General features: G+C 62.9%; 20 protein-coding genes. 14 read left to right on the plus strand and 6 right to left on the minus strand.

Features of this window, described 5'->3' with window-relative positions; all coding sequences use genetic code 11:
- Positions 1-124 precede the first annotated feature (124 nt).
- From ACEN8Q_RS01665 to ACEN8Q_RS01710, 10 genes are all read left to right on the plus strand, one after another.
- Positions 125-865: a glycosyltransferase family 2 protein gene (locus ACEN8Q_RS01665; RefSeq protein WP_322616459.1), complete on the plus strand. Its 741-nt coding sequence runs from the start codon at positions 125-127 to the stop codon at positions 863-865.
- Entirely contained in the window at positions 862-1,140 is a 279-nt protein-coding gene (locus ACEN8Q_RS01670) for a lipid-A-disaccharide synthase N-terminal domain-containing protein (protein ID WP_413428745.1), read from the plus strand. Before ACEN8Q_RS01665 ends, ACEN8Q_RS01670 begins: the two co-directional genes overlap by 4 nt.
- 3 nt (positions 1,141-1,143) lie before the next feature.
- Positions 1,144-2,553 (plus strand): ArnT family glycosyltransferase, encoded by a 1,410-nt coding sequence (locus ACEN8Q_RS01675; RefSeq protein ID WP_413428744.1) that lies wholly within the window; start codon positions 1,144-1,146, stop codon positions 2,551-2,553.
- A gap of 150 nt (positions 2,554-2,703) precedes the next feature.
- A complete protein-coding gene (locus ACEN8Q_RS01680; RefSeq protein ID WP_413428743.1) occupies positions 2,704-3,876 on the plus strand; it encodes an acyl-CoA dehydrogenase family protein in 1,173 nt (390 codons plus the stop codon).
- On the plus strand, positions 3,873-5,066 hold the full coding sequence (locus ACEN8Q_RS01685) for an acyl-CoA dehydrogenase family protein (protein WP_413428742.1): 1,194 nt from the start codon (positions 3,873-3,875) through the stop codon (positions 5,064-5,066). The genes ACEN8Q_RS01680 and ACEN8Q_RS01685 overlap by 4 nt, the downstream gene beginning before the upstream one ends.
- A gap of 13 nt (positions 5,067-5,079) precedes the next feature.
- Positions 5,080-5,862, plus strand: a complete 783-nt coding sequence (locus ACEN8Q_RS01690) for an SDR family oxidoreductase (RefSeq protein ID WP_413428741.1) — start codon at positions 5,080-5,082, stop codon at positions 5,860-5,862.
- 2 nt (positions 5,863-5,864) lie between these two features.
- Positions 5,865-6,323: a MaoC family dehydratase gene (locus ACEN8Q_RS01695; protein ID WP_413428740.1), complete on the plus strand. Its 459-nt coding sequence runs from the start codon at positions 5,865-5,867 to the stop codon at positions 6,321-6,323.
- A 30-nt stretch (positions 6,324-6,353) separates the two neighbouring features.
- The gene (locus ACEN8Q_RS01700) at positions 6,354-7,556 is read left to right on the plus strand and encodes an acetyl-CoA C-acyltransferase (RefSeq protein ID WP_413704396.1); all 1,203 of its coding nucleotides are present in this window, start codon (positions 6,354-6,356) and stop codon (positions 7,554-7,556) included.
- Positions 7,557-7,946 (plus strand): steroid Delta-isomerase, encoded by a 390-nt coding sequence (locus tag ACEN8Q_RS01705; protein ID WP_413428738.1) that lies wholly within the window; start codon positions 7,557-7,559, stop codon positions 7,944-7,946. It abuts the gene before it with no gap.
- Positions 7,943-8,377 (plus strand): nuclear transport factor 2 family protein, encoded by a 435-nt coding sequence (locus tag ACEN8Q_RS01710; RefSeq protein ID WP_413428737.1) that lies wholly within the window; start codon positions 7,943-7,945, stop codon positions 8,375-8,377. Before ACEN8Q_RS01705 ends, ACEN8Q_RS01710 begins: the two co-directional genes overlap by 4 nt.
- Before the next feature lie 774 nt (positions 8,378-9,151).
- On the opposite strand, the gene ACEN8Q_RS01715 is transcribed toward ACEN8Q_RS01710, so the two are convergent.
- Both ACEN8Q_RS01715 and ACEN8Q_RS01720 read right to left on the minus strand, forming a co-directional pair.
- Complete coding sequence (locus tag ACEN8Q_RS01715) at positions 9,152-9,649, minus strand: SRPBCC family protein (protein ID WP_413428518.1); 498 nt, start codon at positions 9,647-9,649, stop codon at positions 9,152-9,154.
- A 13-nt stretch (positions 9,650-9,662) separates the two neighbouring features.
- Positions 9,663-10,439, minus strand: a complete 777-nt coding sequence (locus tag ACEN8Q_RS01720; RefSeq protein ID WP_413428517.1) for an SDR family oxidoreductase — start codon at positions 10,437-10,439, stop codon at positions 9,663-9,665.
- A 279-nt stretch (positions 10,440-10,718) separates the two neighbouring features.
- Here ACEN8Q_RS01720 and ACEN8Q_RS01725 point away from each other — a divergent pair, with 279 nt between their 5' ends.
- The 4 genes from ACEN8Q_RS01725 to dmpG are packed head-to-tail and all read left to right on the plus strand — an operon-like array spanning position 10,719 to position 14,309.
- The gene (locus tag ACEN8Q_RS01725; protein WP_413704397.1) at positions 10,719-11,546 is read left to right on the plus strand and encodes an alpha/beta fold hydrolase; all 828 of its coding nucleotides are present in this window, start codon (positions 10,719-10,721) and stop codon (positions 11,544-11,546) included.
- Positions 11,543-12,334, plus strand: a complete 792-nt coding sequence (locus tag ACEN8Q_RS01730; RefSeq protein ID WP_413428515.1) for a fumarylacetoacetate hydrolase family protein — start codon at positions 11,543-11,545, stop codon at positions 12,332-12,334. The genes ACEN8Q_RS01725 and ACEN8Q_RS01730 overlap by 4 nt, the downstream gene beginning before the upstream one ends.
- A gap of 18 nt (positions 12,335-12,352) precedes the next feature.
- Entirely contained in the window at positions 12,353-13,261 is a 909-nt protein-coding gene (locus tag ACEN8Q_RS01735) for an acetaldehyde dehydrogenase (acetylating) (RefSeq protein WP_413428514.1), read from the plus strand.
- 13 nt (positions 13,262-13,274) lie between these two features.
- On the plus strand, positions 13,275-14,309 hold the full coding sequence (gene dmpG / locus ACEN8Q_RS01740) for a 4-hydroxy-2-oxovalerate aldolase (RefSeq protein ID WP_413428513.1): 1,035 nt from the start codon (positions 13,275-13,277) through the stop codon (positions 14,307-14,309).
- 64 nt (positions 14,310-14,373) lie between these two features.
- Here dmpG and ACEN8Q_RS01745 read toward each other — a convergent pair whose 3' ends face one another.
- The 4 genes from ACEN8Q_RS01745 to ACEN8Q_RS01760 form a co-directional block, all read right to left on the minus strand.
- On the minus strand, positions 14,374-14,541 hold the full coding sequence (locus ACEN8Q_RS01745; protein WP_413428512.1) for a hypothetical protein: 168 nt from the start codon (positions 14,539-14,541) through the stop codon (positions 14,374-14,376).
- Positions 14,542-15,085: 544 nt separating this feature from the next.
- The gene (gene nudE, locus ACEN8Q_RS01750) at positions 15,086-15,634 is read right to left on the minus strand and encodes an ADP compounds hydrolase NudE (RefSeq protein ID WP_413428511.1); all 549 of its coding nucleotides are present in this window, start codon (positions 15,632-15,634) and stop codon (positions 15,086-15,088) included.
- An 88-nt stretch (positions 15,635-15,722) separates the two neighbouring features.
- Positions 15,723-16,853 carry a helix-turn-helix transcriptional regulator gene (locus tag ACEN8Q_RS01755; RefSeq protein ID WP_095967425.1) on the minus strand — a complete coding sequence of 377 codons (1,131 nt, stop codon included), beginning with the start codon at positions 16,851-16,853 and terminating at the stop codon, positions 15,723-15,725.
- A gap of 136 nt (positions 16,854-16,989) precedes the next feature.
- Positions 16,990-18,033, minus strand: a complete 1,044-nt coding sequence (locus ACEN8Q_RS01760; protein ID WP_413428510.1) for a Rieske 2Fe-2S domain-containing protein — start codon at positions 18,031-18,033, stop codon at positions 16,990-16,992.
- Positions 18,034-18,076 lie beyond the last annotated feature (43 nt).

Genomic DNA, 18,076 nt, shown 5'->3' on the forward strand with positions numbered 1-18,076 from the left:
TCCAAAGGGCGAGGTATTGTTGGCGTCATCGCCCTGAACAGCTGAACCCTGCATCGAGTCGGCCGGTGTACTACACCTTCATTCGCCTCTGATAAAGAAATCCAATAAAGGCGAGAGTGACTCCATGAGCCAAGACATTTTTGTATCCGTACTGATTCCCGCCAAGAACGAAGCGAACAACCTCAAGCCATTGCTTGAGGAAATCCGCGTGGCACTGGCCGATGAGGCTTACGAAATCATCGTGGTCGACGATGGCAGCACCGATTCGACCCTGCAGGAATTGCGGCAGATGCGCCACGACGGCCTGGACACCCTGCGCATCCTCCATCACGAGCGTTCGCTGGGGCAGAGCACCTCGCTGTACCACGCGGCGCGCGAGGCCCGTGGGCAATGGCTGGCGACCCTCGATGGCGACGGCCAGAACGATCCGGCGGACATTCCCGGCATGCTCGCGCTGGTGCGCGGCGAACCGGGCCAGGTCGATGTGCAACTGGTTGCCGGGCACCGGGTCAATCGCCGCGACACCGCGAGCAAACGCTACGCCTCGCGTTTCGCCAACAACCTGCGCCGGCGCCTGCTCAAGGACGCCACCCCGGACACCGGTTGCGGCCTGAAGCTGATCGAGCGCGCGGCGTTCCTGCGCCTGCCGTACTTCGACCACATGCATCGCTATATTCCGGCACTGATCCAGCGCCATAACGGGCGCATGATCGTGCACCCGGTCAACCACCGGCCGCGCACGGCCGGGGTGTCGAAATACGGCAACATCGACCGCGCGCTGGTCGGCATTCTCGATTTGTTCGGGGTCTGGTGGCTGATCAAGCGCACGCGGCTGAACACCATTGCCCAGGAGATCGAAGGATGAACCTCTCCCGCGAAGCCTTGTGGTTGATCGTCGGTTTTGCGGGGCAGATCGCCTTTACCGGGCGCTTTGTCCTGCAGTGGCTGTACAGCGAGTACAAGAAACGCAGCGTGATCCCGGTGAGCTTCTGGTACCTGAGCATCGTCGGCAGCACCTTGCTGCTCGCCTACGCCATTTACCGCGAAGACCCGGTGTTCATCGCCGGGCAGGCGTTCGGCTCCATCGTGTATTTTCGCAACCTGCAATTGATCGCCAAAAGCAGAAGCCTGAAGGAGTAGGTCATGCGCGGATCGTTATCGACCCGAAATATTACGTTGCTCGTAGCCATCGCGATGGCGTTGCTGTTTTTCTGGGGGCTGGGCAGCGTGCCGTTCCTCAGTGTCAACGAGGCCCGCCGCGCCGTTACCGTGCGCGAAATGCGCGAGGCGGGCAGTTGGCTGCTGCCTTACATGAACGGTGACTTGTACCTGTCCAAGCCGCCGTTTTTCTATTGGGCGGGCCTGGTTTCAACGGCGGTGCTGGGCAGCTTGTCCGAGTGGAGCGTGCGTCTGCCTTCGGCGCTGGCCGCCGCCTTGTGCTGTGTTGGCACCTATCTGTACGGCGTTCGGCAGGCGGGGCGGCAGGTTGGTTTGTTCGCCGTGGTGTTCCTGGCCGCGAACGGTGCCTTCAGCCTGTTCGCACGGCGCTCGGAAATCGAGATGCTGTTGACCCTGCTGTGCTTCGGAGCACTGCTGGCGGCCTGGCAGTTCATCTTCCAGCAAGGTCGGGTCTTCTGGAGTCGGTTGAGCTATGTGCTGTTGGGTTGCGCGCTGCTGACCAAAGGACCGGTTTGCCTGTTGTGGGTGACGGCGCCGATCCTGGCCTACGCCTTGATCTACCGTGATGCCCGGGCCAAGGCTTATCTGTGCGACGGTTGGGGCTGGCTGATTGCCGTGGTGCTGGGCAGTTCCTGGTACGTGGCGGTGTCGGTGAATCAGGGCTGGGGGATCTGGGCATCGATCATCAGCGAAGACATCGTGAAGAAGATCGACGGGCAGGGCGCCGAGGCCTGGTACGCGTATCTGCTGTACCTGGCCGGTGATTTCTTCCCGTTCTGGCTGATCGTGTTCGTACAGCCGCGCAAGTTCTGGGCGATGATCCGCTCGCGCCGCGAGGCTGCCATGCTGCTGTGCTGCAGCCTGTTGCCGCTGCTGGTGTTCTCCCTGTTCACTGAAAAGCACGGCAAGTACCTGTTGCCGGTTTATCCGTCGATGGCGCTGCTGCTGGCGATGCACTGGTCGGCGGTGCTCGATGACCTCAAGGGGCGCTGGCGCACGGTCCTGGCCGTTGTGCCCTACGTGATGCTGGCCGGGTTTGTGGTGTTCTACATGTTCGTCGAGGCGCGGGTGTTGTCGCACCGGGTCGGTGGTCTTGAGCAGGTTGCCACGCTGGCCGATGGGCAGCGGGGGCAGAAGGCTTATACCCTCGGTGAGCCGGATATCCGTCTGGTCTATTACATGGGCCGGCCAGTGACGCCGCTGACGGTGGCGCAGTTGCAGTCCGAGTCCCGTCCGGCGGGGCTGCTGTTTGTGCAAGAACCCCTCGCGCCGCAATTGCAGAACCTGGCGTCATGCCAGGTCGGTGAAATCAACCCGTACCTGAAACCGGACCGTTCAGCGCTGCTCGTGCGCATGGGGGGCGACTGCCGCTGATCGGCGTCCCGGCCGAACACACACGCCAGCACATCACCCGTTCGGACTAGGCAGGGCTAACGATTCTGCCACGTCCGGCCGGCGCCAAACTTCAAGCTCAAAGGGGCGTTGCGTCACGCACGCCCCGCCACACGAGCAGAAGGCGCCGCGATGGAGTTTGCATTCAGCGACGAACAGGAAATGATCCGCGCATCGGCCGAGGGCTTCCTCGCCGATGTCTCGGATTCTGCCGCCGTGCGCGCGGCAATGGCCAGCGAACGGGGTTTTGACGAAGCCCTCTGGCAGCGTCTGTGCCAGGAAATGTACTGGCCAGCCATTCATATCCCCGAAACCTTTGGTGGCCTCGGCCTCGGCTTTGTCGAACTGACGATCCTGCTGGAACAGATGGGGCGGCGTCTGCTGTGTTCGCCGTTTTTCGCCACCGCCTGCATGGCCACGCCTGCGCTGTTGCTGGCCGCCAATGATCAACAGAAGCAGCGTTGGTTACCGTCGATCGCCGACGGCAGCGTGACCGCGACCCTGGCGTTCAGCAGTGCCAACGGCTGGTCGGCCGACGATGTCCAGGCCACGGCGGTGGTGGAGGGCGACGGGTTCGTTCTCGACGGCACCCTCAAGCATGTGCTCGACGGGCACGGTGCTGACCTTCTGGTCATCGCTGCGCGGCAACCCGGTTCGACCGGCGAGGCGGGCATCAGCCTGTTTGCCGTGAGCGCCGAGCGGGCCGGTATCGAGCGGCAAATGCTGCCGACCATGGACCAGACCCGGCGCCAGGCGCGGATCCAGCTCAACGGCCTATACCTTGAAGCCGACTGCCTACTGGGTGAGCTCGGTAACGGCTGGTCGCACCTTGAGCGAGTTTTGCAACTGGCCTGCATCGGCCTGGCTGCCGAGCAGACCGGCGGCGCGCAGCAGGTGCTCGACCTCAGCGTGGCCTACATGCAGGAACGCCAGCAATTCGGTCGCCCGATCGCCAGTTTTCAGGCCCTCAAACACCGCGCCGCCGACATGATGCTGCAGGTCGAGTGCGCGCGTTCGGCCAGTTATTACGCCGCGTGCGTGGCCCAGGAAGCCCTCGATCCGCAGGGTGATCCGCAGGTCGCGGCAGAACTGCCGCTGGCAGCGGCGCTGGCCAAGGCGCAGTGCTCTGAAACCTATTTCGCCTGCGCATCCGAGTCGATCCAGTTGCACGGCGGTGTCGGCTTCACCTGGGAGTACGACCCGCACCTCTACTTCAAGCGCGCCCGCGCCAGCGAGAGTTTCCTCGGGCTACCGGCCTGGCATCGCGAGCGGATTGCCGCGGTCATTCTTGGAGAGCAGCCATGAAAATCAGTTTCAGCGAGCAGGACGAGCACTTCCGTCGGGAAGTCGCCGACTGGATGAGCGCCAACCTCTGCGGCGAATTCGAGCCCCTGCGTTTTCGTGGCGGTCCGGGCGATGAGCACATGTTTCCCGAAGAGCGCAAAGCCTGGGAGCGCAAACTCGCCGAGGGTGGCTGGACCTGCGTCGGCTGGGCGCCGGAGCACGGCGGGCGTGGTTTGTCGATCACCCGGCAAGTGATATTCCACGAAGAGTACGCCCGCGCCGGTGGTCCCGGTCGCATGGGGCACATCGGCGAAGGGCTGGCCGGGCCGACCATTGCCGCGTTCGGCACAGTCGAACAGCAACGGCGCTTTCTGCCGGGGATCGTCAGCGGTACGTCCTTCTGGTGCCAGGGCTATTCCGAGCCGGGGGCCGGTTCCGACCTAGCCAACGTCAAGACCCGCGCGACGCTGGATGAGGCGAGCGGAAACTGGGTGATCAACGGGCAAAAAGTCTGGACGTCCCTGGCCCACGAATCGGATTGGTGTTTTGTCATCGCCCGCACCGAACCGGGCAGCGTCGGCCATCGCGGTCTGTCATTCCTGCTGGTGCCAATGGCCCAGGTACAAATCACCGTGCGGCCCATCGAACAACTGACCGGCACCTCGGAATTCAACGAAGTGTTCTTCGACGATGCCCGCACCGACGCCACCAACATCATCGGCGCGCCGGGTGACGGCTGGAAGATCGCCATGGCGCTGCTCGGTTTTGAGCGAGGTGTCTCGACCCTCGGCCAGCAGATGCAGTTTCAGAACGAACTCAACGAAATCATCGCCATCGCCAAGTCCAATGGCGCAGACCGCGATCCGATCCTGCGCCAGCGCCTGGCCGAGGCCTGGAGCGGGCTGCGGATCATGCGCTACAACTCGCTGCGCATGCTCTCGGGCAGCCAGGACGGTTCGCTGCGCAAGGAGGCGACCATCTACAAGCTGTTCTGGTCGACCTGGCATGCCAGCCTCGGCAAGTTGGCGATGGACGTCCTTGGCGCCGAAGCGGAATTGCTCGAAGCCGCGCCTTACCAACTGACCCGTTTGCAGTCGCTGTACCTGTTCAGCCGCGCCGACACCCTCTACGGCGGCAGCAACGAAATCCAGCGCAACATCATCGCCGAGCGTGCCCTGGGCATGCCCAAAGAGCCGCGTCCGCGCGCCTGAAAGGAGAGAGTTCATGTCTGTACCTCAATATGTTGAAGGTCGCGGCCTGCTGCGCGGCAAGTCGGTGCTGATCACCGCAGCGGCGGGTGCCGGGATCGGTTTTTCCGCCGCTGTGCGCGCTGCCGAGGAAGGTTGTCGCGCACTGATGATCAGCGATATCCATGAAGGCCGGTTGGCCGAGGCGGTGCTGAAGATTCGTGAAACCACCGGGTTGCAACAGGTCTTCGGCCAGGTCTGCAACGTCGCCGACGAAGCCCAGGTGCAACAACTGATTGCCTGCGCCGAACGTGACCTGCAAGGCGTCGATGTGCTGATCAACAACGCCGGTCTTGGCGGCTCGCGCTTGCTGGTGGAGATGGGCGACGAGGAGTGGAACCGGGTGCTCGATGTGACGCTCACCGGCACCATGCGCATGACCCGCGCCATGCTGCCGAAGATGATGGCGCGGCGTGCCGGGGTCATCGTCAACAACGCGTCGGTGCTGGGCTGGCGCGCGCAGAAAGAGCAATCGCATTACGCCGCCGCCAAGGCCGGCGTCATGGCATTGACCCGCTGCGCAGCGGTCGAGGCGGCTGACTACGGCATCCGCATCAATGCGGTCAGCCCGAGCATTGCCCTGCACGATTTCCTGCGCAAATCCGCGCCTCAGGCGGTGCTCGATCAACTGGCCGCCAACGAAGCGTTCGGCCGCGCCGCCGAAGTCTGGGAAGTGGCCAACGTGATGATGTTCCTGGCCAGCGACTACAGCTCCTACATGACCGGCGAAGTGTTGTCGGTGTCCAGCCAGAGGGCGTGACCATGCCACGTATTTTCGACACGCCGATGGCCTTGTTCGACGCCGTGGGTGAATCGCTCGGCGCCAGTGACTGGCTGTTGCTGGAGCAGGACCGCATCGACCGGTTCGCTGACGCCACTGGCGATCACCAGTGGATTCACGTCGATCCGGTCAAGGCCGCCAGCGGCCCGTTTGGCGCCTGCATTGCCCATGGCTACCTGAGCCTGTCGCTGGTCAACCTGTTCTTGCCGCAGATCGTCGAAGTCCGTGGCCTGGCCATGGGCGTCAATTACGGCTGCGAGCGAGTGCGTTTCCCCGCGGTGGTGCGCGTCGGCTCGCGGGTGCGCGGCAGTGCGCAACTGATCGCGGTCGAGGAAGTGAAGGGCGGCGTACAGGCGACCATCCGCGTCAGCGTCGAGATCGACGGCGAGGACCGCCCCGGCTGCGTGGTCGACACCATCAGCCGCTATTACCCGGCGTAAACCGGCCAGCAGAATTTCGAGGAATTGAGCATGAAAGAAGCCGTCATCGTTTCGACCGCCCGTACTCCGATCGGCAAAGCCTTTCGCGGTGCGTTCAATGACACCGAAGCGCCGCAACTGGGCGGCCACGTGGTGCGCGAAGCCGTGCGCCGCGCCGGCATCGAGCCGGGCGAAGTGGACGACGTGATCATCGGCGCCGCGGCGCAACAGGGTACGCAGTCCTATAACCTGGGGCGCCTGTGCGCGATTGCCGGTGGCTTGCCGGCATCGGTTGCCGGGATGGCTGTCGAGCGCCAATGCTCGTCGGGCCTGATGAGTATCGCCATGGCCGCCAAAGGCATCATGTGCGACGAAATCGACATCGCCGTGGCCGGTGGCCTGGAGTCGATTTCCCTGGTGCAGAACAAGCACAAGAACCTGTATCGCAACCAGTCGGGTTCGGTGATCGAGCTGGACCCGCACGCCTACATACCGATGATCGAAACCGCCGAGATCGTCTCCGCGCGCTATGGCATCTCCCGCGACGAGCAGGACGAATACAGCTACCAGAGCCAGCTGCGTACCGCCCAGGCGCAGAGTGCCGGGCGGTTCGACCGCGAACTGGCGCCACTGACCAGCCGCCAGATGATCGTCGACAAGGCCACGGGCGAAACCCGCCATGAGTCCGTCACCTTGCTGCGCGACGAGTGCAATCGCATCGACACCACCCTCCAGAGCCTGAAAGCGCTGGAGCCGGTGTGGCCGGGCGGCCAGTGGAGCGACAAGGGGCGTTTCATCACTGCCGGTAATGCCTCGCAGTTGTCCGACGGTGCGTCGGCCTCGGTGTTGATGAGCGCCAAACTGGCCGAGAAACGCGGCCTGGAACCGCTGGGGATCTATCGCGGCATGGCCGTCGCCGGCTGCAACTCCGACGAGATGGGCATCGGCCCGATCTACGCCATTCCCAAGCTGCTCAAACGCCACGGCCTGACCATGGAGCACATCGGCCTCTGGGAGTTGAACGAAGCGTTCGCCTGTCAGGTGCTGTATTGCCGCGAAACCCTGGGCATTCCCGCCGAGCGCCTGAACGTCAACGGCGGGGCGATTTCCATCGGCCATCCGTTCGGCATGTCCGGGGCGCGGATGGTCGGCCACGCGTTGGTCGAAGGCCAGCGACGCGGTTTGCGCTATGTGGTGGTGAGCATGTGCATCGGTGGCGGCATGGGCGCCGCAGCCCTGTTCGAGGTGGTCTGAATGATCAGCGCACAGCAGGTGCAAGAGAGCATGGCGCGTTATGTGGAGCTGGTGGATGCCGGCGACATCGAGGGCATCCTCGCGCTCTACGCCAAAGACGCCAGCGTTGAAGACCCGGTCGGCCAGGCGCCGTTGCAGGGCATCGACGCCATCGCGCGCTTTTACCGTGAAGGACTGGGGACGATGCAAGTCTCGGCGACCCTGACCGGCCCGGTTCGCGCGACGCTCAACGGTTACGGCGCAATGCCATTCCGGGTCGACATGGAGTGGGGTGGGCAACCGTGCTCGCTGCATGTGATCGACGTGATGGAGTTCAATGCCGACGGCCAGATCCGCTCGATGAAAGCCTTCTGGAGTGAGGTCAACGTGACTCCGCGAGGTGCCGCGTGAACCTGGAGCAGCGGATCGCCCGCCTGGAAGCGCTGGAGGACATCCGCCAGCTCAAGCATCGCTACCTCAATGCCTGCGATCTCAAGCAGGTCGAGGTGATTGCCGACTGCTTTGCCGAAGGTGAAGTGCTGATCGATTACGGTCCTTTGGGGATCTTTCGTGAGCGCGACAGTTTTGTCGCGCTGTACCGCGAACTGGCCTGCCACGAACGGGTCATCGACCTGCACCACGGCGCCAACCCGGAAATCGAGGTGCTTGGCGAGGATCAGGCCCAGGGCCGTTGGGCCCTGTGGTATTTCAATCTGGATGGCGAGAGCGGGGCGACGCGGCAGTTGGGTGGGTTCTATCAGGACCGTTACCGGCGTATCGCCGGACAATGGAAGATCGTCGCCACCCGTTTTACCGCTCACTCGCAAGTGGTGCGTTCCTGAGGGCAGCTCACTCCAGAGGCTGCCCCTGTGGGAGCGGGCTTGCCCGCGAAGGCGGCGTGTCAGGCAACATTGATGCTGGATGTGCCGGCCTCTTCGCTGGCAAGCCAGCTCCCACAGTTTTTATGCTCACCCCGGCATTTCCCCCTGTGGGAGCGGGCTTGCCCGCGAAGGCGGCGTGTCAGGCAACATTGATGCTGGATGTGCCGGCCTCTTCGCTGGCAAGCCAGCTCCCACAGTTTTTATGCTCACCCCGGCATTTCCCCCTGTGGGAGCGGGCTTGCCCGCGAAGGCGGCGTGTCAGGCAACATTGATGCTGGATGTGCCGGCCTCTTCGCTGGCAAGCCAGCTCCCACAGGGGTAATTGCCGGGGTGAGCATAAAAAAAGTGGGAGCGGGCTTGCCCGCGAAGGCGGCGTGTCAGGCAACATTGATGCTGGATGTGCCGGCCTCTTCGCTGGCAAGCCAGCTCCCACAGTTTTTATGCTCACCCCGGCATTTCCCCCTGTGGGAGCGGGCTTGCCCGCGAAGGCGGCGTGTCAGGCAACATTGATGCTGGATGTGCCGGCCTCTTCGCTGGCAAGCCAGCTCCCACAGTTTTTATGCTCACCCCGGCATTTCCCCCTGTGGGAGCGGGCTTGCTCGCGAAGGCGGCGTGTCAGGCAACATTGATGCTGGATGTGCCGGCCTCTTCGCTGGCAAGCCAGCTCCCACAGTTTTTATGCTCACCCCGGCATTTCCCCCCTGTGGGAGCGGGCTTGCTCGCGAAGGCGGTGTGTCAGGCAACATTGATGTTGGATGTGCTGACAGCCAAATCCGGATTCTGCGTGCGGCCGGTTTCGTAAAAGGCCTTCAGGTTCTCGGCAATCTGCTTCACCACCTTGTTGAAAGCCTTGGCCAGCAACCATTCCGCCAACCTGCCACCGCGCAGGCGGTAACTCATTTGCAGGGTGATGCGGGTCGCGTCGCCTTCGGCTTGCAAGGCATAACTGAAACTCGCCTCGCGAAACGGAAAGGGCGAGTCATTGCCGCCTTTGTGCAACCGCAGCATGAACCCCGTGCCTTCCTGCCACTGCACCACGCTTTCATCCAGATACTGGCCACCCTTGCGCAGCACCCGGCGACTGGCGCCGACGCCTTCCTGTGCGCCGGGATGAAACTGGCAACCGGTCAGTCCAGGTACATAGTGCGGTGCAAGGCTCAGGTCGCGCAGTTTGGCCCACACCGCTTGGGGGGACAGGTCAAGCAGGACACTGTGGCGGGTAATTGCGGGCATGTGGCAGCTCCTTTTATGAATGGGATTGGGCTGCATCGAGAAACGCCGGGCGTTCACCTGCGCCATGTACTGCGATATCCGCGCCACTGACGTAACGGGCCAGATTCGAGGCCAGGTACAAACAGGCATCGCCAATATCTTCAGGGTTTGCCAGGCGTTGCAGGGGAATGGTCGCCGCCACCCGGGCAATGCCCGCGTCGTCACCATAGTGCATGGCCGCCTGCTCGGTGAGAATCAGCCCGGCGGTCACGGCGTTGACCCGCACCTTGGGCGCCCATTCCACCGCCAGCGAGGTGGTCAGGTTCAGCAGTCCGGCCTTGGCCGCGCCATAGGCAGCAGTGCCAGGGGAAGGGCGGGTGGCGCTGACGCTGCAGATGTTGATGATTGCGCCGCCGTCGGCCTGGGCTTGCATCACCTGGTTGGCTTGCTGGCACAGGTTCAGTGGCGCGATCAGGTTCAGGCGGATGATCGCTTCGCTGAAACGCGGCGAGGCCGTTGCGGCATCGGCATTCGGTGAGCCGCCGGCGTTGTTGACCAGCACATCGAGGCGGCCGAAGCGCTGGACGATCTGCGTGATCAGGCCTGCCGATTGCTCGACGTCGCGCAGGTCACAGGCCACGAACAACGCCTCGCGCCCGCTACTGGCAGGCAAGGTCGGCGGGGCTTCGCGACCGCAGATCACCACGTCGGCACCGCACTCGAGGAAGCGCTGGCTGATGCCGCGTCCGACGCCTTTGCCGCCGCCGGTGACCAGTACCACTTTGCCGCGAAAGTCCATCGGATCAAGCATGGGGGGCCTCATTCAGTCGCTCGGAAATTTAACCGATGCTAGGTCTGCAACCCCGGCAGGCCAACGTCCAAAGGGACTAGAGATTGTCTGTGTAGGAGCGAGCTTGCTCGCGATGGTCGTCAACGATGACGCTGGATGCCTGGCACCCCGCGGTGTTCTCAGGTCCATCGCGAGCGAGCTCGCTCCTACACAGTGCAGGTGCGTAGTCCTGTCGGACGATGTTGATTGTCCGGGCCCTCGGAATAATCCGGCGACAACAACAGGCCGGGAGGACACCTTATGGGCGCTTCAGCGCAAGGGCACTTCGTTACGCTGCCGGATGGTTTGCAGCTGCACTACAAAGACACCGGCAGCGGCGAGCCGGTGATGTTTATTCATGGCAGCGGGCCGGGCGCCAGCGGTCACAGCAACTTCAAGCAGAACTACCCGGTGTTCGCCGAAGCCGGCTATCGGGTGATCGTCCCGGATTTGCCGGGCTACGGCGTTTCGGACAAACCCGACACCCTCTACACCCTGGACTTCTTCGTTGCCGCGTTGAGCGGTCTGCTCGACGCCCTGGATATCCAGCGTTGCGTGCTGGTCGGCAACTCCCTGGGCGGCGCGATCGCGATCAAACTGGCCCTCGACCAACCGCAGCGTGTCAGTCGCCTGGTGCTGATGGCGCCCGGTGGCCTGATGGAAAAGGAACAGTATTACCTGCAAATGGAAGGCATCCAGAAAATGGGCGCGGCCTTCGCCAAGGGTGAGCTGAACGATGCGGCAGGCATGCGTCGTCTGTTGGCCCTGCAACTGTTTGATGAAAGCCTGATCAGCGACGAGACGGTCAACGAGCGGGTAGCTGTGGTGCAACAACAACCGGTGTGTGTGCTGTCGACCATGCAGGTGCCGAACATGACCGCGCGCCTGGGCGAGCTGCAGTGTCCGATCCTCGGTTTCTGGGGCATGAACGACAAGTTCTGCCCGTCCTCCGGTGCCCTGACCATGCTTGAAAACTGCTCTGGCATCCGTTTCGTGATGCTCAGCGAGTGCGGGCATTGGGTTCAGGTCGAGCATCGTGATCTGTTCAACCGCCAGTGCCTGGCCTTTCTTCAGGAGGCCCGTCGATGAGCGTGCAATTGCGCCGTGAGTTCGGCGAAGAGCTTTATCAGGCGCTGCTCAGCGGCTCCACCCTGGCGCCGCTGACCGAGCGTTGGCCGTCGATCAGCATTGAAGACGCCTATCACATTTCCCTGTACGCCATTGAACGTCGAGTGGCGGCCGGTGACCAGATCGTTGGCAAGAAGATCGGCGTGACTTCGGCGGCGGTCCAGCAGATGCTCAACGTGCATCAGCCGGATTTCGGCTTCATCACGCGGCAGATGGCGTTCGATGACGACGCGCAGATTTCCCTGGCCGCCAACAAGCTGATCCAGCCCCGCGCCGAGGGCGAGATCGCCTTCAAGCTCAAACATGATCTGGTCGGCCCGGGTATCACCGAAGCCGACGTGATGGACGCCACAGAGTACGTGATGCCGTGCTTCGAGATCGTCGACTCGCGGATTCACGAGTGGCGCATCCGCATCCAGGACACCGTGGCCGACAACGCCTCCTGCGGCGTGTTCGTGCTGGGCGACAGCAAGGTCGATCCCCGTGAGCTGGACCTGCCCAACCTGCGCATGCGCGTGTTCAAGAATGGCCAGCCCCTGAGTGAAGGCCTGGGTTCGGCGGTGCAGGGCAATCCGCTGACCGCCGTGGCCTGGCTGGCCAACACCCTGGGCGCCTTCGGCATTCCGTTCAAGGCCGGGGAAATCATCCTGTCCGGCTCCCTGGTACCGCTGGAACCGGCCCGTGCCGGCGACCGTTTTGAATTGACCATCGATGGCCTGGGCAGTGCCCGGGTGTCTTTCTGCGCCTGACTTTTGGAGTTTGACCCAATGAGCAAAAAACTCAGAGCGGCCATTATCGGCCCGGGCAATATCGGCACTGACCTGCTGATGAAAATGTGCCGGTCGGAATGGATCGAGCCTGTATGGATGGTCGGCGTCGACCCGCAATCGGAGGGCCTCAAGCGCGCTCGCGAAATGGGCGTGAAGACCACTGCTGACGGTGTCGACGGGCTGCTGCCCCACGTCCTCGACGATGACATTCGTATTGCCTTCGATGCCACTTCGGCCTACGTGCATGCGGAAAACAGCCGCAAGCTCAACGAGCTCGGGGTGATCATGATCGACCTCACGCCGGCTGCCATCGGCCCGTACTGCGTGCCGCCGGTCAACCTCAAGGAGCACGCGTCGAGCCTGGCGATGAACGTCAACATGGTCACTTGCGGTGGCCAGGCGACCATCCCGATGGTGGCGGCGGTGTCGCGGGTGCAACCGGTGAGCTACGGCGAAATCGTTGCCACGGTGTCCTCCGGTTCGGTTGGCCCGGGCACGCGGCAGAACATCGACGAGTTCACCCGCACCACGGCCGGGGCGGTGGAGAAGATCGGCGGTGCGCGACGCGGCAAGGCGATCATCGTGATCAACCCGGCCGAGCCGCCGCTGATGATGCGCGACACCATCCACTGCCTGACCGATGACGAGCCGAACCAGGATGCAATCCGCACCTCGGTGCTGGAGATGGTCCGCGAAGTGCAGCGCTATGTGCCCGGCTACAAGCTGATCAACGGACCGGTGTTCGACGGGCGCAAGGTGTCGATTTTCATCGAGGTCGAAGGCCTCGGCGATTTCCTGCCCAAGTCCGCCGGCAACCTCGACATCATGACCGCCGCCGGTTTGCGCACGGCCGAGATGTTCGCCGAAGAAGCCCACAAGGGCACCCTGCAACTGCCCGTACGCTGAGTGGAGAATTGCCATGAATTTGCAAGGTAAGAGCGTGCGCCTGCACGACATGAGTCTGCGCGACGGCATGCACGCCAAACAGCATCAGATCAGTATCGAACAAATGGTCTCGGTGGCCACCGGCCTCGATGCCGCGGGCGTGCCGCTGATCGAAATCACCCATGGCGATGGCCTGGGCGGTGCGTCGCTGAACTATGGTTTCCCGGCCCATAGCGACGAGGAGTATTTCGCCGCGGTGATCCCGCAGATGAAACAGGCCAGGGTCTCGGCCCTGTTGTTGCCGGGGATCGGCACCCTCGACCATCTGAAGATGGCCCACGAACACGGCGTGTCGACCATTCGCGTGGCCACTCACTGCACCGAAGCGGACGTGTCCGGCCAGCACATCGGCATGTCGGCGAAGATGGGCCTGGACACCGTCGGCTTCCTGATGATGGCGCACATGGTCAGCCCGGAGAAACTGCTGGAACAGGCGCGGTTGATGGAAAGCTACGGCGCCAATTGCATCTATTGCACCGACTCGGCCGGCTACATGCTGCCCGATGAAGTGACGCAAAAAATCGGTGCCCTGCGGGCCGGGCTGAATGCCGGGACCGAAGTCGGCTTCCACGGCCACCACAACATGGGCATGGCCATCGCCAACTCCCTGGCTGCCATCGAGGCGGGCGCTGCGCGGATCGACGGATCGGTTGCGGGCCTTGGCGCCGGAGCGGGCAATACGCCGCTGGAAGTGTTCGTTGCGGTGCTGGAGCGCATGGGCGTCAACAGTGGTGTGGATCTGTACAGGATCATGGACGTGGCCGAAGACCTGGTGGTGCCGATGATGGACCAGCCGATCCGCCTCGACCGCGATGCGCTGACTCTGGGTTACGCCGGGGTCTACAGTTCGTTCCTGCTGTTCGCCAAACGCGCCGAGCAGAAGTACGGCATTGCCGCTCGTGAACTGCTGGTGGAGCTGGGGCGACGTGGCACGGTGGGCGGTCAGGAAGACATGATCGAAGACCTGGCGCTGACGCTGTCGCGGGCCAGGGGTGTACTGCCTACCTGATCCCGGAGAAACAAAAAAACCACCGATGATTCGGTGGTTTTTTTATGGCTGTTGCGAACCGCGCTCAAGGCAGCAGATTGCGCACCACTGGCGGATAACAGTTGATGGCCGCGCTCGAACAGCTGAAGTAGGCCGCGCTCGGTCGGTAGGCTTCATTCTTGAACAATTGACACAGACTGGCGGTGCTGCCGGCACAGACGAGGATGAACAGGGCGCAGGTGGCTTTTCGCATGGCGAGCCTCGACACGGATTTTTGTAGTTGTAGCGATACGGTATGACGGCGGGTGGCGCACGTCTTCGTCCGAATGGACTAGTTGATGACTGGAGAACCCGGCAGACCCCTTGTGGGAGCGCCCCCGGGATTTGCGTCTGGCCGAGATCCCCTGTGGGAGCGGACTTGCTCGCGAAGGCGGCGTGTCAGGCGAGGTAGATGTTGGCTGTGCCGGCCTCTTCGCGAGCAAGCCCGCTCCCACACGGTTGTTGGGCGTTCCCGGGATTTGCGTCTGGCCGAGATCCCCTGTGGGAGCGGGCTTGCCCGCGAAGGCGGCGTGTCAGGCGAGGTAGATGTTGGCTGTGCCGGCCTCTTCGCGGGCGAGCCCGCTCCCACACGGTTGTTGGGCGTTCCCGGGATTTGCGTCTGGCCGAGATCCCCTGTGGGAGCGGGCTTGCCCGCGAAGGCGGCGTGTCAGGCGAGGTAGATGTTGGCTGTGCCGGCCTCTTCGCGGGCGAGCCCGCTCCCACAGTGGTTTTTGGGTGACCACAGGTTTTGTGTGGTGTCAGGTTCGTCGGGCGAGGGCGCCCATGGCCATGAACAACGCTGCAATGGCCCGGGCTTCATGGAGTTCGCCGCGGGCCACCAGTTCGGGGATATGGGCCAGGGGCACTCGCAGGCATTCCAGGGGTTCGGGTTCGTCGCCTTGCAGTTGGCAGGGGCTCAGTTGTTCGGCCAGTACCACCTTGTAGCGGTGGCACAGGTGTCCCGGTGCCAGTGTCAGTTCGCCCAGTTCGGTCAGGCGTTCGGCGCGCATGCCGACTTCTTCACTCAGCTCGCGCTGCGCTGCCTGCAAATAGTCTTCATCGGGCTCGGCGCCGCCCTTGGGCAGGCCGAGAATGGTTTTTTCCACACCGACCGCGTATTCGCGCACCAGCAGCACATGCTCAGGATCGGGCATCGCCACCAGCATCACCGAGCGATAACCGGTGCCGCGCAGACGTTCGTAGACCCGCTGCTGGCCGTTGCTGAATTGCAGGTGCAGGGCTTCGATCTGAAAGTGGCCGCTTTGCGCCAGCAATTCAGTCTTGAGGATGGTTGGGCAGTTGCGCATGGGGCAGTCCCCTGTTTGGGATAAACACACTGTGCGCTGTACAACGGGAGCCGCCATCGTCCGAGCGGACGAGGGCGGGCAATGAGGGTTAACCGAGGGTCGCCACGCTGCGCAGGATCAGGCGCACCAGCATGGTCTGGCGGGTCACGCCGGTCTTGGAGAAGGTTGAGCGCAAGTGTGCCCGCGAGGTGTTGCGGCTGATGCCCAGCTCTTCCGACGCTTCGTCGAGGGTCAGGCCGTTGGCCAACAGCATCGCCAGCTGGGTCTCCGCCGGGGTGAAGTCAAACAGCGCGCGAACGATTTCCTGTGGCGCAGTGGACTGTTGCTCCGGGTCGCTGATGAAAATCACCACGGTCGGGCACTGCTTGCCCTCGCTCCAGTCCGTCAATGGCACCGAGCGCACGATGATCCCCAGGTCGGCTTTCCCGGACGGCCGCTGCACACGCAGGGCCTCGACCACCGACGGGTTGCTGCTCTTTTGCGACAGCAGTGACTGCTTGACCAGTCGGCGGAACTCCTGGGTATCCCGGGCCGTACCGACCTGCAGGCCATCGTTGACCAGTTTGATGCCGTCCTTTTCCTGGATCAGCCGGTCGGCAACCTGGTTGGTCTGCAGCACCTTGCCGGACTCGTCGAGGATGATCGTGCCGACCGCCATCTGGTTCACCGCGCCAGCGTACAGATTGCGCTCGGCTTCGATGCGGTTGAGCTGCATGTGGATCTTGATCGAGCGTTCCAGGTGCGGAATGAAATGCGTGAGCATGGCCTTTTCTTCATTGCCGAAGGGCTTGTCGTCACGTCCGCGGCTGATGCGAATGCGGCACTGGGCGCCGTCGACCGTGTTGATGTCGGCACCGAGGATGTGGAACACGTCCACCGGTTCGAGGAAATTCTTGTAGAACTCGGAGTTCTGCCAGTCGTCGTTGGAGACGAACTCGGCGAGGGTCACGACCTGGCGGTTGGGCAGGTCGACAAACGGGTCGAGGCTGAAAAAGTGCTTGTTATAGGACGCGGTCGCCTCGGTCGAGGTGCCGGTGGTGTTGACCATCAAGCCGTCCACGTGGGCGCTGGGCGGACGCAGGATGAAGGTCACGTACTTGCTGTTCAGATGCACATTGAGCTGATTGAGAAAAGTCGCCCAGGGAATGGTTTCCAGCGGACCCTGATAGAGGTTGCCGATCAAATCACTGAACGTATCGAGACTGAGGCTCTGCTGCATGGGGGAAAACCGTTTTTATTATTAGCGTTGGCGGTGGCCGAGAATAAGCGCCGTTATCGGCTCCTTGCAACGCTCGGGCTCAGGGCCTGACGGGCGGCTGCCGATCAGGCCCGGGGCGGGCGAAAAGCCGCTTGAGTCAGACCCGTTCGCTGGCGCGCACGACAAACTTCTTGTGTTCGGCAACGTCTGCCGACAGCGCCTGGACATCGGTGTAGAACTGCTCGTACCAACGGCGCAACTGATAGACCGGGCCGTCGCCGTCACACAGCAGCGGATTGTCGACACGGGTCTTGCTGTGCCAGATGGCCACGTCTTCGTAGAAGGCCGCCTGAGCCTGCGCCACGTAGGCCTTGGCCATCGCCTGGTTCTGCTCTTCGCTCAAGCCCGGGATCTTTTTCACCAGCACGCCGTAGCGCAGGGTGAAGCTGTCGAGGTCAATCGGTACGTGGCAATTGAGCAGGATCGAGTGGATCGGCTGGCCGTTCATGGCACCGTTCATTTCTGTGATCTGATAGGCCGGGCCGAAATAGGTGGCTTCGGTAGTCAACACGCTGTCGCCGGACAGGCGTTCACTGCGGGCGCGCATGATCTGGGTCGCCAGGTGGCCTTCGAAAACGTTGATGAACTCTTCGACCGGCGCGCCATGCACGGTGCCGAAGTGCGCCATATCGGCGATGTTGTCGATCAGTTCGCGGCAGTTGGTGCCAATCTGCAATTCGGCGACCTCCCAGGCTGCCCATTCGTCGTTGAAGCAGGCGTCGATGCGCGGAATGCGTTGTTCCGGCAGCGGCGGGTTGCCCTCGGGGTCATTCCAGACGAACAGCAACTGGTTCTCTTCCATGATCGGCCAGCTTTTGATTTTGGCCCGTGGCGGAATGCGTTTGGCATAAGGGATGTCATCGCACACGCCATCGGCGCCCCAGCGCCAGGCGTGGAACGGACAGCGGATCGAGTTGCCTTCAACGCAACCGGTGCTCAGGTCGGCGCCCATGTGCGGGCAGTAGCCATCAAGAATATGCAGCTCGCCGTCTTCACCCTGGAACGCCACCAGACGGGTGCCGAACACCTCCAGGCGATGGGCCTTGCCGTCGCGGTATTGCGCGGCCAGGCCCAGGCAATGCCAGCCTCGGGCGTAGCGGTCTTCCAGCAGTTTGGCTTCGATGCGGTGCAGGGTACTCATCTTGTTATTCTCCCAAGGGATCACGGGTTTGGCGCATGTAACG

Origin of the sequence: Pseudomonas sp. Pseusp16 (assembly GCF_047324915.1) — a bacterium.
Lineage (GTDB): Bacteria > Pseudomonadota > Gammaproteobacteria > Pseudomonadales > Pseudomonadaceae > Aquipseudomonas > Aquipseudomonas fluorescens_CD.

Bases quoted from the DNA above. Each gene is read 5' to 3' on its own strand.
- ACEN8Q_RS01675 (WP_413428744.1), top strand. From the start codon at position 1,144: ATGCGCGGATCGTTATCGACCCGAAATATTACGTTGCTCGTAGCCATC.
- ACEN8Q_RS01665 (WP_322616459.1), top strand. From the start codon at position 125: ATGAGCCAAGACATTTTTGTATCCGTACTGATTCCCGCCAAGAACGAA.
- ACEN8Q_RS01725 (WP_413704397.1), top strand. From the start codon at position 10,719: ATGGGCGCTTCAGCGCAAGGGCACTTCGTTACGCTGCCGGATGGTTTG.
- ACEN8Q_RS01755 (WP_095967425.1), bottom strand. From the start codon at position 16,853: ATGCAGCAGAGCCTCAGTCTCGATACGTTCAGTGATTTGATCGGCAAC.
- ACEN8Q_RS01690 (WP_413428741.1), top strand. From the start codon at position 5,080: ATGTCTGTACCTCAATATGTTGAAGGTCGCGGCCTGCTGCGCGGCAAG.
- ACEN8Q_RS01700 (WP_413704396.1), top strand. From the start codon at position 6,354: ATGAAAGAAGCCGTCATCGTTTCGACCGCCCGTACTCCGATCGGCAAA.
- ACEN8Q_RS01715 (WP_413428518.1), bottom strand. From the start codon at position 9,649: ATGCCCGCAATTACCCGCCACAGTGTCCTGCTTGACCTGTCCCCCCAA.
- ACEN8Q_RS01680 (WP_413428743.1), top strand. From the start codon at position 2,704: ATGGAGTTTGCATTCAGCGACGAACAGGAAATGATCCGCGCATCGGCC.
- ACEN8Q_RS01720 (WP_413428517.1), bottom strand. From the start codon at position 10,439: ATGCTTGATCCGATGGACTTTCGCGGCAAAGTGGTACTGGTCACCGGC.
- ACEN8Q_RS01760 (WP_413428510.1), bottom strand. From the start codon at position 18,033: ATGAGTACCCTGCACCGCATCGAAGCCAAACTGCTGGAAGACCGCTAC.
- nudE (WP_413428511.1), bottom strand. From the start codon at position 15,634: ATGCGCAACTGCCCAACCATCCTCAAGACTGAATTGCTGGCGCAAAGC.
- ACEN8Q_RS01685 (WP_413428742.1), top strand. From the start codon at position 3,873: ATGAAAATCAGTTTCAGCGAGCAGGACGAGCACTTCCGTCGGGAAGTC.
- dmpG (WP_413428513.1), top strand. From the start codon at position 13,275: ATGAATTTGCAAGGTAAGAGCGTGCGCCTGCACGACATGAGTCTGCGC.
- ACEN8Q_RS01695 (WP_413428740.1), top strand. From the start codon at position 5,865: ATGCCACGTATTTTCGACACGCCGATGGCCTTGTTCGACGCCGTGGGT.
- ACEN8Q_RS01745 (WP_413428512.1), bottom strand. From the start codon at position 14,541: ATGCGAAAAGCCACCTGCGCCCTGTTCATCCTCGTCTGTGCCGGCAGC.
- ACEN8Q_RS01730 (WP_413428515.1), top strand. From the start codon at position 11,543: ATGAGCGTGCAATTGCGCCGTGAGTTCGGCGAAGAGCTTTATCAGGCG.
- ACEN8Q_RS01705 (WP_413428738.1), top strand. From the start codon at position 7,557: ATGATCAGCGCACAGCAGGTGCAAGAGAGCATGGCGCGTTATGTGGAG.
- ACEN8Q_RS01735 (WP_413428514.1), top strand. From the start codon at position 12,353: ATGAGCAAAAAACTCAGAGCGGCCATTATCGGCCCGGGCAATATCGGC.
- ACEN8Q_RS01670 (WP_413428745.1), top strand. From the start codon at position 862: ATGAACCTCTCCCGCGAAGCCTTGTGGTTGATCGTCGGTTTTGCGGGG.